General features: G+C 71.2%; 13 protein-coding genes. 9 read left to right on the plus strand and 4 right to left on the minus strand.

All coding sequences use genetic code 11. The annotated features are described in order from the left end of the window. Positions 1-250 precede the first annotated feature (250 nt). The 5 genes from A5481_RS16530 (at position 251) to A5481_RS16550 (ending at position 6,250) form a co-directional block, all read left to right on the plus strand. A complete protein-coding gene (locus A5481_RS16530; RefSeq protein ID WP_064504061.1) occupies positions 251-1,624 on the plus strand; it encodes an MBOAT family O-acyltransferase in 1,374 nt (457 codons plus the stop codon). Continuing rightward, entirely contained in the window at positions 1,611-2,591 is a 981-nt protein-coding gene (locus tag A5481_RS16535) for a hypothetical protein (protein ID WP_048435053.1), read from the plus strand. Before A5481_RS16530 ends, A5481_RS16535 begins: the two co-directional genes overlap by 14 nt. After that, positions 2,588-3,211 (plus strand): SGNH/GDSL hydrolase family protein, encoded by a 624-nt coding sequence (locus tag A5481_RS16540; protein WP_245238946.1) that lies wholly within the window; start codon positions 2,588-2,590, stop codon positions 3,209-3,211. The genes A5481_RS16535 and A5481_RS16540 overlap by 4 nt, the downstream gene beginning before the upstream one ends. A gap of 88 nt (positions 3,212-3,299) precedes the next feature. Beyond that, positions 3,300-5,645 (plus strand): Orn/Lys/Arg family decarboxylase, encoded by a 2,346-nt coding sequence (locus tag A5481_RS16545; RefSeq protein WP_048435051.1) that lies wholly within the window; start codon positions 3,300-3,302, stop codon positions 5,643-5,645. Beyond that, the gene (locus A5481_RS16550; protein WP_048435050.1) at positions 5,645-6,250 is read left to right on the plus strand and encodes a GNAT family N-acetyltransferase; all 606 of its coding nucleotides are present in this window, start codon (positions 5,645-5,647) and stop codon (positions 6,248-6,250) included. Before A5481_RS16545 ends, A5481_RS16550 begins: the two co-directional genes overlap by 1 nt. Positions 6,251-6,581: 331 nt before the next feature. Here A5481_RS16550 and A5481_RS16555 read toward each other — a convergent pair whose 3' ends face one another. After that, on the minus strand, positions 6,582-7,811 hold the full coding sequence (locus tag A5481_RS16555) for an oxalate decarboxylase family bicupin (RefSeq protein ID WP_048435049.1): 1,230 nt from the start codon (positions 7,809-7,811) through the stop codon (positions 6,582-6,584). A gap of 206 nt (positions 7,812-8,017) precedes the next feature. Between A5481_RS16555 and acmB the strand changes: the two genes are divergently transcribed. Both acmB and A5481_RS16565 read left to right on the plus strand, forming a co-directional pair. After that, positions 8,018-9,196 (plus strand): methyl acetate hydrolase AcmB, encoded by a 1,179-nt coding sequence (gene acmB / locus A5481_RS16560; protein ID WP_156311919.1) that lies wholly within the window; start codon positions 8,018-8,020, stop codon positions 9,194-9,196. Positions 9,197-9,292: 96 nt separating this feature from the next. Then, positions 9,293-9,970 (plus strand): haloacid dehalogenase type II, encoded by a 678-nt coding sequence (locus A5481_RS16565; protein WP_048435047.1) that lies wholly within the window; start codon positions 9,293-9,295, stop codon positions 9,968-9,970. Here the strand turns inward: A5481_RS16565 and tcuC are convergent, their stop codons facing one another. After that, the gene (gene tcuC, locus A5481_RS16570; protein WP_048435046.1) at positions 9,971-11,290 is read right to left on the minus strand and encodes an MFS transporter; all 1,320 of its coding nucleotides are present in this window, start codon (positions 11,288-11,290) and stop codon (positions 9,971-9,973) included. It lies immediately after the preceding gene. 318 nt (positions 11,291-11,608) lie between these two features. Between tcuC and A5481_RS16575 the strand changes: the two genes are divergently transcribed. Continuing rightward, positions 11,609-11,803, plus strand: coding sequence for a hypothetical protein (locus A5481_RS16575; RefSeq protein WP_048435045.1), 195 nt, complete (start codon positions 11,609-11,611; stop codon positions 11,801-11,803). A gap of 13 nt (positions 11,804-11,816) precedes the next feature. Here A5481_RS16575 and A5481_RS16580 read toward each other — a convergent pair whose 3' ends face one another. Beyond that, a complete protein-coding gene (locus tag A5481_RS16580) occupies positions 11,817-12,323 on the minus strand; it encodes a hypothetical protein (protein ID WP_053082431.1) in 507 nt (168 codons plus the stop codon). After that, positions 12,298-12,609, minus strand: coding sequence for a hypothetical protein (locus tag A5481_RS16585; protein WP_048435044.1), 312 nt, complete (start codon positions 12,607-12,609; stop codon positions 12,298-12,300). Before A5481_RS16585 ends, A5481_RS16580 begins: the two co-directional genes overlap by 26 nt. A 204-nt stretch (positions 12,610-12,813) precedes the next feature. Between A5481_RS16585 and A5481_RS16590 the strand changes: the two genes are divergently transcribed. Continuing rightward, the gene (locus A5481_RS16590) at positions 12,814-14,169 is read left to right on the plus strand and encodes a TAXI family TRAP transporter solute-binding subunit (RefSeq protein ID WP_082173218.1); all 1,356 of its coding nucleotides are present in this window, start codon (positions 12,814-12,816) and stop codon (positions 14,167-14,169) included. Positions 14,170-14,193: the final 24 nt, after the last annotated feature.

The following is a 14,193-nucleotide window of genomic DNA, read 5'->3' on the forward strand; positions in this document are numbered from 1 at the left end:
TTTTGATATTCCGGCAGGCTTCACGTCGCGCAACGGCTTCATTCGGAATCCGGAGATTCGCCCAAGCCTTGCGCTGCCCGGGGCTCTTCGGCCGCCAACTCTGGGAGAAAGATCGCATCGCGATATCGGGGCGAGGAAATGAGCGGAAAACGCTCACGCGGCCAGCGGGCACGACGCGAGATGCGAGGCGGGCCCCTTTCCCCGGCCCCGGACTTGCACTAACGCCGAGGCCCGACCGGCGAGCGCCGCCATGCCCTTCAACTCCCTGCCGTTCCTGCTGCTGTTCCTGCCGCTGGCGCTCGGGCTGCACGCGCTCTGCATCGCCCGGCGACCGGGATGGCGCGTCGCCTGGCTCGCCGCCCTGTCGGTCGCCTTCTACGCCTGGTGGGACCTCCGGTTCGTGCCGCTGCTCGGGGCGTCCGTCGCCCTCAACTGGCTCGCCGGCGAGGCCTGGCGCCGCAGCGGCCGCGGCAGCGTGCTCACGGCCGCGATCGTCCTCGATCTCGGGCTGCTCGGGCTGTTCAAGTATCTCGGCTTCCTCGCCGGGCTCGTCGACGCGGCGACGGGGGCCGACATCCCGCTCGTGACGCTGGCGCTGCCGCTCGGGATCTCGTTCTTCACCTTCCAGCACATCGCCTACCTGGTCGACCTGCGGCGCGGGACCGCGGCGCCGATGGGGCTCCTCGACTACACGGTCTACACCGCCTTCTTTCCCCGGGTGATCGCCGGACCGCTGGTGCGGCCGGCCGAACTCCTCGGCCAGTTGCGCGCGCCCGAGCCGGCCTCCGCCGACCGCTCCGCCCGGGCGGTGATGCTGCTGACCGCGGGCCTCGCCAAGAAGGTCTTTCTCGGCGACGGGCTCGGCGGCTTCGTCGATCCCGTCTGGGCCGCCGCGGCCGCGGGCGGGCAGCCGGGCGCCGCGGCGGCGTGGCAGGCGACGATCGGCTACGCCCTCCAGCTCTACTTCGACTTCTCGGGCTACACCGACATGGCGCTCGGGCTCGCGCTCCTGTTCGGCATCGTCCTGCCGGACAACTTCCGGGCGCCGTACCGCGCGGCCTCGCTGCAGGATTTCTGGCGGCGCTGGCACATGACCCTGTCGCGGTTCCTGCGCGACTACCTCTACATCCCGTTCGGCGGCAACCGGCACGGGCTGCCGCGCCAGATCCTGGCGCTCCTCGCCACCATGACGCTCGGCGGGCTGTGGCACGGGGCGGGGCTCACCTTCGTCGCCTGGGGGGCGGCGCACGGGCTGGCGCTCGGCCTGCACGTGCTGTGGCGCCGGGCCGGCCTGTCGATGCCCGAGGCGGCGGGTCTCCCCGCGACCCTCGCCTTCGTCTGCCTCGCCTGGGTGCCGTTCCGGGCACCCGATTTCTCCACCGCGCTCACGGTCTATCGCGGGCTTCTCGGCCTCGGCGCCGACGCGGCGGGCGCCTCGGCGGCGTTCTGGCCGCTCGCCGCCGGCGCCGCCGCGCTCGCGATCCTCGGCCCCACCGCCCGCGAGGCGGTCGCGCGCGCGGTGCCGCACGCCTGGGCGGCGGCCGCCACCGCCCTGGTCCTCGCCGCGATCCTGCTGCAGGTCGGCAACGACGCCAACCAGGCCTTCCTCTATGCCCGATTCTGAGGCCGCCGCCCGCCGCTTCCTCGCCGTGACGGCGGCGTGCCTCGCCGTCCTCGTCGCCGGGGTCGCGGGCCGGGTGATCGGGTTCGACGCCTACTGGATCTTTCGCGACGACCCGCCGTGGCGGGCCGAGACCGGCGGCAACAGCCGCCTCCTCGACCGGCAGACCCGCCGGGCCAAGGTGCTGCAGGCGCTGACGCGCCGCTACGACCTCGCCCTGATCGGCAGCTCGACGGTCTATCACGGCCTCGACCCCGCCGACGTCACGGCGGTCGCCCCGGGCCGGGTCTTCAACGCCGGCATCTCGGCGATCATCGCCACGGAACTGCCGGTGATCGCCGCGGTGGTGGCCTCCCGCGCGCCGGCCCGGGCGGTGCTCGGGCTCGACTACTACATGTTCTCGCGCCCCCGCGTGCCGGTCCATCTCGACGAGGCGCTCGCGACCCCGGGCGGCCGGCTCGCCGCGCTGATGGGCAGCGTGCTCGGCCGCTACGCCCTCGCCGACAGCCGGCTCGCCGCGGTCGCGGGCGGCGACGATCCGGGTTCCTGGACCCGGGAGGGCTATCGCCTGACCCCGCCGCTGCCGGCGGCCCTGACCCTCGAGAACGACGCCACGCGCCGGCGCACCACCGCTCCGTTCCGGCCCGAGACCCTGGCGGGCCTCGCGCTTGCCCTCGACCGGCTGTCGGGGATCGACCTGACCCTCTACCTCTCGCCGGTCAGCGACGCGCAGAGGCGGGTCCTCGCCAATCTCGGGCTGACGGAGGATTTCGAGCGCTGGCGCGCGGCGGTGACGCAGGTCTGCGCCGCCCGCAACCGGCGGCTCCTCGACCTCACCGGGCTCGGGGCGCCCTACCCGTTCGATCCCGCCCGGGGCTCGACCGCCGCCTGGCTCGACAACCTGCACTACACGCCGCTGATCGGCCGGCAGGTGCTGGCGCGGCTCGGCCTGCGCCGGGAGGCGCGGTGAGCCCGGCCCGTCCCCCCGCTCCGCCGGCGAAGGCCTCCGGCCTCAGGCGCCACCGCGCCCTGATGGCCCGCCTCGCCGCCGGCCCGGCGCCGGGGGCGGTGGCGCTCGGCGATTCGCTCGTCGCCGGCTGGCCCGAGGCGGATCTCGGGCGCGCGACGGGTCTCCCCGCGCTCAATCTCGGCCTGCCCGGCGACCGGGTGCAGACCACCCGCTGGCGCCTCGCCGCGATGGCGGCCTTCGCGCCCCGGCCCCGCCTCGCGCTCGTGATGGTCGGCACCAACAGCTTCGCGGACGGCGACGGCCCGGAGACGATCGTCGCCGGTCTCGCCGCCCTCGTGGCGGAACTGCGCGCCGCCTGGGCGCCGCCGGTCGTCGTGCTCGCCACGGTGCCGTGGCGCGGGGCCCCGCCCGGCCGGAGCGAGGCGGACCGGCTCGCCCTCAACGCCGCCCTCGCCGCCCTCGCCGCCCTCGCCGGGGCGCGGGACCTGCGGCTTCTCGACTGCGATGCGGCGCTCGGTCCCGACCCCACCCCTGGCCTCGACGCCGACCGGCTCCATCTCAACGCCCACGGCTATGCCGCCCTGAGCGGCGCCCTCGCGGCTCGCCTGCAGGGCGGCTGAATCGTCGCCCCCGCGGGCGACCGTCATCGGATCGTCATGACGGCGTCCGACACGCAGGCCATTCCGCAAGGGACAGGAGCCCCGCCCGATGGATTTCCACCGCCGCTTCACCGTGCTGATGTGCACGCCGGCCTTCGACCCGGACGACCTGGAGGGCGCGCGCGTCAACCAGATCGTGGCGGCGGTCGAGCATCGCGGCTTCGAGGTGGTGCGGGCGCGGCGGGTCGAGGACGCGGCGATCGCGGTGCAGACCGACGCGGCGGTCGGCTGCCTCGTCGTCGACTGGGGCAAGCGCGGCCTCGACGGCAAGGCGGCGGCGCTCATCGACATGATGCGCAAGCGCGGCCTCGAGATGCCGATCGTCATCATGGTCCGGCGCAAGCGGCTCGAGGACATCCCCGTAGAGCTCCTCGACTTCATCGACGGCTACATCTTCCTCGCCGAGGAAACCCCCGAATTCATCGCCCGCGGCCTCGTCAGCCGCGTGACCCAGTACGCCGAGACCCTCAAGACCCCGTTCTTCGGGGCCCTCGTCGACTACGCCGAGAAGGGCAACCAGCTCTGGACCTGCCCGGGCCACAACGGCGGCATCTTCTACAACCGCTCGCCGATCGGCCGCATCTTCGTCGAGCATCTCGGCGAGGCGATCTTTCGCGACGACCTCGACAACTCGGTCCTCGACCTCGGCGACCTCCTGACCCACGAAGGACCCGCGCTCAAGGCGCAGAAGGAGGCGGCCCAGATCTTCGGGGCCGAAAAAACCTACTTCGTGCTCAACGGCACCTCGGCCTCGAACAAGATCGTGCTGTCCTCGCTGGTGGCCGAGGACGACCTGGTGCTGTTCGACCGCAACAACCACAAGGCGGCGCATCACGGCGCGCTGTTCCTCGGCGGCGGCATCCCGATCTTCCTCGAGACCGACCGCAACGCCTACGGGCTGATCGGCCCGATCTTCCACGAGGCGCTGGACGAAGCCAAGATCCGCCAGAAGATCCGCGACAACCCGCTCGTCAAGGACAAGGAGGCCTGGCGCCGCGAGCGCCCGTTCCGCGTCGCGGTCATCGAGCAATGCACCTATGACGGCACGATCTACGACGCCCGCGAGATCGTCGCCAGGATCGGCCACCTGTGCGACTACATCCTGTTCGACGAGGCCTGGGCGGGCTTCATGAAGTTCCATCCGCTGTTCCAGGGCCGCTACGCCATGGGGCTGACCGGGCTCGACGAGACCTCGCCCGGCATCATCGCCACGCAATCGACCCACAAGCAGCTCGCGAGCTTCTCCCAGGCCTCGCAGATCCACACCAAGGACGGCCATATCCGCGGCCAGACCCGGCGGGTGGAGCACCGGCGCCTGAACGAGAGCTTCCTCGTCCACGCCTCGACCTCGCCGTTCTACCCCCTCTTCGCCTCCCTCGACGTCGGCGCCCAGATGATGAAGGGGCGCTCGGGCATGATCCTGTGGGACGACACGATCCGCCTCGGCATCGAGTGGCGCAAGAAGGTGCGGGCGATCCGCAAGGAGTTCGAGGAGAACGAGCGCGACCCGAAGCGCCGCTGGTTCTTCGATCCCTTCGTGCCCGACATGGCGACGGGTGCGGGCGGCGCCGAGGTGCCGTGGGAGAGCCTGCCGACCGACGAGCTCGCCTCCGACCCGCGCCACTGGGAGCTGAAGCCCGGGGCCGGCTGGCACGGCTTCACCCACGTCGCGCCGGGCTACGCCATCACCGACCCGAACAAGCTCACGGTGCTGACGCCCGGCTTCGACCGGAAGACCGGCGAGTACACCGAGCACGGGGTCCCGGCCCCGATCGTCGCCCAGTACCTGCGCGAGAACCGCATCGTCCCGGAGAAGAACGACCTCAACTCGCTGCTCTTCCTCCTGACGCCGGGCGTCGAATCCTCGAAGGCCGGCACGCTGATCTCGGGGCTCGTCGCCTTCAAGCGCCTGCACGACGACAACGTGCTGCTCGAAGAGGCGATGCCCGAGTTCGTCCGACGCCGGCCGCAGCGCTACGGCGGCGTGCGCCTGCGCGACCTCTGCGCCGATTACCACACCTTCCACCGGCAGGCCGGCACCTCGGGCCTCCAGCGCAAGCAGTTCATGCCCGAGCACCTGCCCGAGATGGTGATGCCGCCGAAGGCCGCGGCCCAGATGCTCACGCGCAACAACGTCGACTTCGTGCCGATCGCCGAGGCCGAGGGGCGCATCGCCACGACGCTGATGCTGGTCTATCCGCCCGGCATCGGCACGGTGCTGCCGGGCGAGCGGCTCGACGAGCGGGCGAAACCCATGCTCGACTACTTCAAGATGTTCGAGGCCGCCGCCAACCTGTTCCCGGGCTTCGAGGCCGAGATCCAGGGCGTCTACCGCCAGGTCGAGCCGGACGGGCGCATCCGCTTCTACACCTACGTGCTGCGGGAGGGCCGCTGATGGACCCGGTCGCGGGCCAGCCCGGGATCGTGATCCGGCCGTCGACCGACGCGGACGTCTCGGCGATGATCGAGATCTACGAGCATCACATCCGCCACGGCATCGGCGATACCGGCGACTTCGAGGAGGACCGGCTCCGGCCGGACGACCTCAAGCGCCGGCGCAAGAACATGCGCTCGAAGCGCCTGCCCCACCTCGTGGCCGAGCGCCACGGGATGGTGGCGGGCTACGCCTACGCGGTGCCGTTCCGCAAGCGGCCGGCCTACCGCTACACCCTCAAGCACTCGATCTACGTCCATGCCGGCCACCTGCATGCCGGCATCGGCCGGCGCCTGCTGCCGGCCCTGATCGAGGCCTGCGCGGCCGGCGGCTACCGCCAGATGATCGGCTACATCGACGCCGAGAACGAGGCGTCGTTGCGCCTGCACGAGGCCTGCGGCTTCGCCCGTGTCGGCCACCTGCCGGCGGTGGCCTACCGCCACGGCCGCTGGGCCGACAGCGTGATGGTGCAGTGCCCGCTGGGCACCGGCTCGTCGGACCAGCCCTCGACCTGGCGGCAGGAGGCGGTGGCGCGGGAGGCGCAGGCGGTGGTGCCGGTGGGGTGAGGAGTTTGCCCCCCGCACCCGGTACCCCCTCGGCGTTCCCTCGGCTTCACGCCCTCGACAGAACTGCCTGAGGAAAGAAGGAGAGCGGGAAACCTCCTCTCCCCGCGGGCGGGGAGAGGGTCACGGCCCCCTCGTCGGGGCCGTGATGAGCGCAGGCGCAGCCGGAGCGAGGGTGAGGGGGTGTCTCCGGATGAGGCTCCTCCGGAAACTCCCCCTCACCCTCGCGGCGAACCTGCGGTTCTCTGCTCCCTGAGCCCCTTCGGAGCTCAGGCCTCTCCCCGCCCGCGGGGAGAGGAGATTTCCCGCGCCTCTTTTTTAGCGCGACGCCGCCTCACCCCGGCACCACCGGCGTCTTACCCGCCGGCAGGCCGGCGAGCACGGACTCGTCGATGTTCAGATGCGCCCGCACCAGGGCATGCGGGGTCAGTTTCATCCACTGGTTCAGCGACACGTCGGCGTAGACCGGGCTGCGGAACAGCTCGAGGAAGCGCAACGGCGCAGGGCCGGTATTCTCGATGTAGTGCCCCATGGCGAAGGGCACGTAGCCGACGTCGCCGGCCTGGTAGTCGAAGGTGCGGGCCTTCGATTCCGAGCCGAACACCGTCATGCGGCCCTGGCCCGAGAGGTAGTACTGCCACTCGTCGCCGTTCGGATGCCAGTGCAGCTCGCGCATCCCCCCGGGCTCCAGCTCGACGAGGGCCGCCGCGATGGTCTTCGAGGCCGGGAAGATCCTGGAATCGGTGATGCGGACGCTGCCGCTCTTCGTCCGGATCGGCTCCTGCGCCAGCATCCGGTGGCTGAAGCTCTCGGGGATCGGGCCGGCGCCGCCGGTCCTGTCGCCGGCGAGCGGGCCCGGCATCGGCGCCGGGAAGATGTACTTCTCCGTGGACGGCAGACCGGCCACGGCGGATTCCGGCACGCCGAAATTCTTCGCCAGCACGTCGCGCGGGGTGTGGGCGAGCCAGTCGGTGATCAGGAAGGTCGAGTCCTCGGAGAAGTGGCCGTCGTCGAAGACGAGCAGGAACTCGCAGCCGTCGACGTCGCTCTCCAAGCCCTGGATCGAGTGCGGGATGCCGGAGGGGAAATACCACAGGTCGCCCTCGCCCACGTCGTCGACGAAGGTGCGGCCGTCCTGGTCGACGGCGGTGATGCGGGCGCGGCCCTTCAGCATGTAGGACCACTCGGCCTCCTTGTGCCAGTGCATCTCGCGCGCGACGCCGGCCTTGAGGCGCATGTTGACGCCGGCCATCGCGGTCGAGACCGGCAATTCGCGGGTCGTGGTCTGGCGCGCCCAGCCGCCTTCCTCCAGCCGCATGTGGCTGTCGGTGAACGACCATTTCAGGTTCGGCATCGTGCCGCGGTCGGTCTTCGGCGGGCGGGTGGTGAACGGCTCCTCGGCCTGGCGGGCCGGGTTGGTCGGGCCGAGGATGTCGGCCCCGTCCTTGCCGCGGACCGGCGCCGGTCCGGCGGGCGTCGGGGACTGGGCCTGCACGCCGGCGGCGGTGCCGACGAGGCCGGCCGCGGCGGCGGCCAGGGTATGACGGCGGGAGATGAGCGTCACGGGCGGTCTCGACCTCTGTGGCGGCAAGGTCTGACGACCCCGCCTCGGCGCCCGACAATGCCCCGCCCGGCGGCAGGTTCCGCTCGGTCAGCGGCGCGCCGCCGCGCCCTCGCGAAAGGGTGATCGCCTCGCCCGTCCTGACAGGCTGCCGGACTCGTTCTAGGCTTGGCGCGAGAGAGCGCCGCACGAGCGCCGGGAGGATGACCATGGGCGAGGACCTGAGGGACGCGGCCGACGCGATCCTGCGACGCGGGGTCGGCGAAGCCCCTCGCCTGCCGGGCGTCGTCGCCATGGCGACCGACCGGGAGCGCACGCTCTATGCCGGTGCCGCCGGGGAGCGGAGTGCGGGAGCGCCGATGACCACCGACACGGTGATGGCGATCTTCTCGACCACCAAGGCGATCACCGCCACCGCGGTGCTGCAGCTCGCCGAGGAGGGCCGGCTCGACCTCGACGCCCCGGCGGCCGGCTACGTCCCGGCCCTCGACGAGATCCGGGTGCTCGAGGGATTCGCCGAGGACGGCAGCCCCCGCCTGCGCCCGCCGGCGCGGCCGATCACCACCCGGATGCTGCTGCTGCACACCGCCGGCTTCGGCTACGACATCTTCAACGAGGCCTATGCCCGCCTGCTGCGCGCGACCAAACGGCCGAGCGTGACCAGCGGCACCCGCGCCTCGCTGATGACGCCGCTGCTGTTCGATCCCGGCGAGTCGTGGGAATACGGCAGCAACATCGACTGGGCCGGTCAGGTGGTCGAGGCGGTGACGGGGCAGCGCCTCGGCGCCGTGATGCGGGAGCGCATCTTCGCGCCCCTCGGCATGGACTCGACCGGCTTCGCCCTGACCGCCGCCATGCGCGGCCGCCTCGCGCGGATGCACCAGCGCGGCGAGGACGGCGCGCCGACGATCCTCGACGGCTTCGAGCTGCCGCAGGAGCCGGAGATCGAGATGGGCGGTCACGGGCTCTACTCCACCGCCGAGGATTACCTGCGCTTCATCCGGCTCTGGCTCGCCGACGGCGCCGGGCCGCACGGGCCGGTGCTGCGGCCCGAGACCGTCGCGATGGCGGCGACGAACGGGCTCGGCCCCGCTCTCAAGGTCCGCGCCCTGCCCGGGGTGAAGCGCCACCTCTCGCACGATGCCGAGTTCTTCCCCGGGATGCCGAAATCCTGGGGCCTGAGCTTCATGATCAACGACGAGGCGGCGCCGACCGGCCGCTCCGCCGGCTCGCTCGCCTGGGCGGGGCTCGCCAACCTCTACTTCTGGATCGACCGGAATGCGGGCATCGGCGGGTTCTGGGGCACGCAGCTCTTCCCCTTCGCCGACCCGGCCTCCCTGGGCAACGCCCTCGCCTTCGAGACGGCGGTCTACCGCAGCCTGGCCTGACCGGAGGATTGCCGGTCCGCGCGGGGGCCCGGGGCGACACCGGAACCGGCCCTCGCGCGTTGGCGCGACGACGCTCCCGCCGCAACGAGGCCCCGCATGCCCCTCCCCCCTCTGCTCGACCGCGCCGACGCCGTGGTGTTCGATGCCTACGGCACCCTGCTCGACGTCCACTCCGCCGTACAGCGCCATGCCGGCGCGGTCGGGCCGGAGGCGCAGGCGCTGTCCGAGACCTGGCGGCAGAAGCAGCTCGAATATTCCTGGGTCCTGGCCCTGTGCGGCCGCTACGCGCCGTTCTGGACCCTGACCGAGCGCGCCCTCGACCATGCGCTGGCCAGGCACCCGCGGGTGGACCGCGCGGTGCGGGCGGACCTGATCGCGGCCTACCGGGCCCTCGACGCCTACCCGGAGGTGCCCGCCACCCTGGAGCACCTGCGCCGGGCCGGCCTGAAGACCGCGATCCTGTCGAACGGCGATCCCGCGATGCTGGACGCGGCGGTGACGGCGGCGGACCTCGGCGGCCGGCTCGACGCGGTGCTGTCGGTCGAGCCCGCCGGCACCTTCAAGACCGCGCCCGCCGCCTACGACCTGGCACCGAAGGCCCTCGGCGTGTCGCGGGAGCGGATCGTGTTCCTGTCCTCGAACCGCTGGGACATCGCCGGGGCGGCGGCCTACGGCTTCGCCCCGGTCTGGGTCAACCGGACGGATCAGCCCGACGAGTACCCGGACTTGGCGCCGGTCCGGGTGATCCGGTCCCTCGACGGGCTGCTCGCCTGATCACTCTCCGGCGACCGGGCGGGCGGTGTTCGGGACACCGGCGGCGGCGGGCGCGCCGCGCCGGTAGATCAGCAGGGTGGCGACGAGGCCGCAGGCCCCCGCGAAGGCCATCCACAGGCCCGGCGCCGCCTTGTTGTCGAGCCTCTCGATCAGCCAGGTCGAGACGACCGGGGTGAAGCCGCCGAAGATCGCGGTGGCGAGCGAGTAGGCGAGCGAGAAACCTGTGGTGCGAACGTTGGCCGGGACGATCTCGGTCAGCGCCACCACCATCGCACCGTTGTAGCTGCCGTACAGGAAGGACAGCCACAGCAGCGTGAGCAGCATGTTGGTGAACGAGATGTTCGACGTCAGCCAGGCCAGGGCCGGATAGGCGGTCAGCAGCGTCAGGGCCGAGAAGGCCAGCAGGATCGGCTTGCGGCCGATCCTGTCCGAGAGCGCTCCCATCGCCGGCAGCCAGAACAGGTTCGACAACGCGGTGCAGAAGGTGACGATCAGGCTGTCGGTCTCGGACAGCTTCAGCACGTTCTTGCCGAAGGTCGGGGTGTAGACCGTGATGGTGTAGAACGACACCGTGGTCATCACCACCAGCAGCATGCCGAGCAGCACAATCTTCCAGTTCTGGCCGAGGGACTTGAACACCTCGGGCAGCGACGGGCGCTGCTTGCGGTGCAGGAATTCCTGGGTCTCCTCCAGCGAGCGCCGGATGTAGAACAGGAACGGCACGATCATGCAGCCGATGAAGAACGGGATGCGCCAGCCCCAATCCGACATCTGGGCCGGCATCAGGGTGCGGCTCAGGCCGAAGCCGATCAGTGCCGCCACCATCACGGCGACCTGCTGGCTGCCGGATTGCCAGGAGACGTAGAAGCCCTTGCGGCCCGGCGTCGCCATCTCGGCGAGATAGACCGATACGCCGCCGAGCTCGACGCCGGCCGAGAAGCCCTGCAGCAGCCGGCCGATCAGCACCAGGAACGGCGCCGCGAGGCCGATACTCTGGTAGGACGGCACGAAGGCGATCAGCACCGTGCCGGCCGCCATGATGCCGAGCGTCACGATCAGGCCGCGGCGCCGGCCGATGCGGTCGACATAGGCGCCGAGGAAGATCGCCCCGAGGGGCCGCATCAGGAAGCCCGCCCCGAACGCCATGAAGGTGAACATCAGCGAGGCGAACTCGTTCTCGGCCGGGAAGAACGCCTTCGAGATGTGGCTCGCGTAGATGCCGAACAGGAAGAAGTCGAACATCTCCAGGAAGTTGCCGCTCGTGACGCGCAACACCGTGGCGACCTTCGACCCCTGCGGACCGTGGACCGGACCTGCCATGCTGGATTCCTCCCGACGCGGGCTCCCTCGACTGTGCCCTCTCTACCGCCTTCGCCGACACGTTTGATAGGGAAATCTCATCCCGCGGAACCGGCGGAAATCGTGCGGGGGCCGAGTTGCCGATCGCGGTCTCCGGCGGCCTTGCCGGACTCGGCCGGGCATCCGCCCCGACCGGCCCCGCTAACTCCCGATTCACGACAAGGGAGAATCCGACCGATCGGATTCACCACCTCTTCACGCCGTCCGGGCCTGATGGGTCCCACACAACAGGTCTCGCGCCGCCCCTCGGGGCCGGCACAAGCGGGCGAGGACGGCATCATGCGACAGGGTTGGACGGCCGGAGCGGCGGCGCGCACCAGGGCGCCGCTGCTCCGGCAGGAGAAGAACGCGCATCAGCGCTACCTCGCGGCTCCGGGCTACCATCCGGGGGCGCTGGTGATCGCGGCTGTCGGCCCGGCGCTCGGGGCCGCGATCGTCGCGGCCATCGCGCTCGGGTTGCACGTGGCGATGTGACGGGCGCGGAGGGTCAGCGGGGCGGGAACAGCAGCAACATCAGGAACACCCGTTTGGATGCGCCATTGGCGGAGTCGAGCCGATCGACCGCGGATCGCGCCGTGCTGATATACACTTCGACTTCAGCCGGTGCGATGCGATACCCGGGGTCGTAATCCGCCAGCATGCGCTGCTCCTTCAGGGTAATGAATGCCTCCGAGTAACCAACGAGAAACGGGTCCCATCCCTCGGTCGGACGGTACTTCTGAAATTTGGTCGATGGCTTCTGCTTAATGATTTCCTGACAGAGAGCTTTCATCTTTGCGTGATCGACCGACCGATAGACCAGGCCGTAAGCGGCCGATTCCCGGTCGGCCTTGCCCGAGAACGCATCGGCAGCGGCGATGAGGCCGGCATGGAAGACGGCGTAGTAGGCTGCAGAGACCGCACGGCGCAGGTCGGTCGGGCGAGGCCGGTCGATACCATCGGTCGCTTCGGCCAAGCGCTCCGCCTGCTCAAGCAGATGCGCGATATCGAGCACTGTTCAGCTCCGATTCGTCTTCCAACCTCGCGAAGCTGACGAGCGGCGATCTCGTATCGCCGGATTGAGCTAATACCTGCCTGATACTGACCATGATATCGATGAACGCTCCGCCGTCGATCCCGGCGAGTTCGTCACCCGGAAACATAACGACGATTTTGATGGCGTCTTCTCCGTCGAAAGTGGTGGTGTCCTGAAGCCATGTATGCACCGGGATGCGGTCGCCGACGATTCGCCGAGTCGCCTGTCGCACAAGCTCGGCCGTTTCGCTGCGCGAGAGCTCCATGGGGTCGACCTTCTTCCGTGCCGCGACGACACAAGTCGTTCGTCGCACGCCACAGCGTTACTACATGAATGCGTGGCGATGGTCATGCGTGCCGCGAGGCTCTCGGGCAAAGTTGTACGACGACGCGACAGCGGACCGGGTGCGGCACCCCGCGCCAATCGGCCGAATTGCCGACCCCACCCCGCCGCCCCACGATGAGCCCCCATGCGGCGCCACATCCCCATCGTCCTCGCGGCTCTCCTCGCCCTCGTGGCGACGGCGCTGCTCGCCTATCAGTGGCTCGGGCAGCCGACGACCCTGCGCGTCGCGGTCGGGCCGTCCGGGAGCGAGGATGCGCGCCTGGTCGCGGCGGTCGCGCAATCCCTCGCCCGCACCCACGAGGACGTGCGCCTGCGGCCGGTCCCGACCGGCGGCGTCGCCGAGAGCGCGGGCCTCGCCGAGCGGGGCAAGGCCGACCTCGCGGTGGTGCGCTCCGACGTCGGCATCCCGGCGAACACCCAGACCGTCGCGATCCTGCACCGCAACGCCGTGCTGCTGCTGGCGACCGATCCGGCGCTCGCCGCCGTGCCGGACCTGCGCGGCAAGCGGATCGGGATCGTGCGCAACCCGGCCGGCAACGCCCGGCTGCTCGGCACCATCCTGGAGCATTACGACGTCCCGGCCGAGGCCGTGACGGTCGTCCCCCTCGGCGACGGGCACGAGGCCGGCGAGGCCCTGCTGCGCGATCACCGGGTCGACGCCGTGATGGTGGTGAGCCCGCTCACCGGCCGCACCGCGGGCGACGTCGTGTCGAGCATCGCCAAGGCCGGCGGCACCCCGACCTTCATTCCGATCGGCGAGGCGGCGGTGCTGGCCCGGCGCTGGCCGGCGCTGGAGAGCCTCGAGATCGCCCGCGGCACCTTCGGCGGCACGCCGCCGCGCCCGGCCGAGGCCTTCACCACGGTCGGGGTCAGCCACCGGCTGGTGGCCCAGGCGCACCTGGCCGATTCGACGGTCTCGGAGCTGACCCGGCTGCTCTTCGTCAACCGGCCCGGCCTCGCCGTCGAGGTTCCGCTCGCCAACCAGATCGAGGCGCCCGACACCTCGAAGAGCGCGTCGCTCCCGGTCCATACCGGCGCGCAGGCCTATTACGAGGGAGAGGTCGAGAGCTTCTTCGAGCGCTACGGCGACTGGTTCTACCTCCTCGTGATGTGCGTCTCGATCCTCGGCTCCGCCGCCGCCACCCTGGTGTCGCGGGCGGCCAACCGGTCGCGGGCCCGGGACATGGCGCTCCTGCACCAGTTGCTCGCCATCGTGCGGGCGAGCCGCGACGTCGAGGACGAGGGCGAGCTCGCCGATCTCGACCGGCAGGCCGACGAGATCCTGGCCGCGGCGCTCGCCCGGGCCGGCACCGGCGCCATCGACAATGCCGGGGTGGCCGCGTTCACCCTCGGCCTCGACCAGGCGCGGCGCGCCATCGCGGAGCGCCGCGCCGTCCTGCTGGAGCGGCAGGCCCTCCCCGAGAGGCACGCGCCCGGCCTCGAGCGCGGGCCGGACCCGCTCTCCGCCGCGGCGGAGTGAGCCGCGCGCGGGACGGGCGTCCAC

Origin of the sequence: Methylobacterium platani (genome assembly GCF_001653715.1) — a bacterium.
Lineage (GTDB): Bacteria > Pseudomonadota > Alphaproteobacteria > Rhizobiales > Beijerinckiaceae > Methylobacterium > Methylobacterium platani.